Source organism: Pseudomonas sp. P5_B2 (assembly GCF_056400445.1).
In genome coordinates this window covers 1-1,063 of sequence record NZ_JBFULH010001057.1, presented here as the reverse complement: position 1 = coordinate 1,063, position 1,063 = coordinate 1, and the positions used below count along the sequence as shown (strand labels likewise).

The window sequence follows — 1,063 nt, the reverse complement described above, 5'->3', positions numbered from 1 at the left end:
CCGTGAGTCGAGATGAAGTACTGAAGTACGCTCAAACCTTCACGGAAGTTCGCAGTAATCGGCGTTTCGATGATGGAACCGTCCGGCTTGGCCATCAGGCCACGCATACCGGCGAGCTGACGGATCTGCGCAGCAGAACCCCGTGCGCCCGAGTCGGCCATCATGTACATCGAGTTGAAAGACTCTTGGTCGACTTCGACGCCATGGCGGTCGATGACTTTCTCTTTCGAGAGGTTGGCCATCATTGCCTTGGAAACTTCGTCGTTCGCCTTGGACCAAAGGTCGATCACTTTGTTGTACTTCTCGCCCTGGGTTACCAGGCCGGAGGCGTACTGACTTTCGATCTCTTTCACTTCATCAGTAGCAGCATTGATGATGCGGGCTTTTTCATCCGGGATAACGAAGTCGTTAACACCGATGGAAACGCCGGAGATGGTCGAATAAGCAAAACCGGTGTACATCAACTGGTCAGCGAAGATAACGGTCTCTTTCAAACCAACCACGCGGTAGCACTGGTTGATCAGCTTGGAGATCGCCTTTTTCTTCATCGGCTGGTTAACGACGTCGTACGACAGGCCAGGTGGAACAACCTGGAACAACAGCGCACGGCCGACAGTGGTGTCGACAATACGGGTGTTCTTGACGCTGCCACCGTCACGATCGTTAACGGTTTCGTTGATCCGCACTTTGACTTTTGCGTGCAGTGCGGCTTCGCCAGCACGGAACACACGGTCAACTTCTTGCAGATCCGCGAACACACGACCTTCGCCCTTGGCGTTGATCGCTTCACGAGTCATGTAGTACAGACCCAATACAACGTCCTGCGACGGAACGATGATTGGCTCACCGTTGGCTGGCGACAGAATGTTGTTGGTCGACATCATCAACGCACGCGCTTCCAACTGGGCTTCCAGTGTCAGCGGTACGTGCACGGCCATTTGGTCGCCGTCGAAGTCGGCGTTGTACGCAGCACAGACCAGAGGGTGCAGCTGGATAGCCTTACCTTCGATCAGTACCGGTTCGAACGCCTGGATACCCAGACGGTGAAGGGTCGGTGCACGGT

The 1,063-nt window shown here is 54.9% G+C and carries 1 pseudogene; it reads right to left on the bottom strand.

From position 1 onward, the window contains the following. A pseudogene (locus AC1DRJ_RS29125) lies at positions 1-1,063 on the bottom strand (DNA-directed RNA polymerase subunit beta'); the annotation flags it as partial.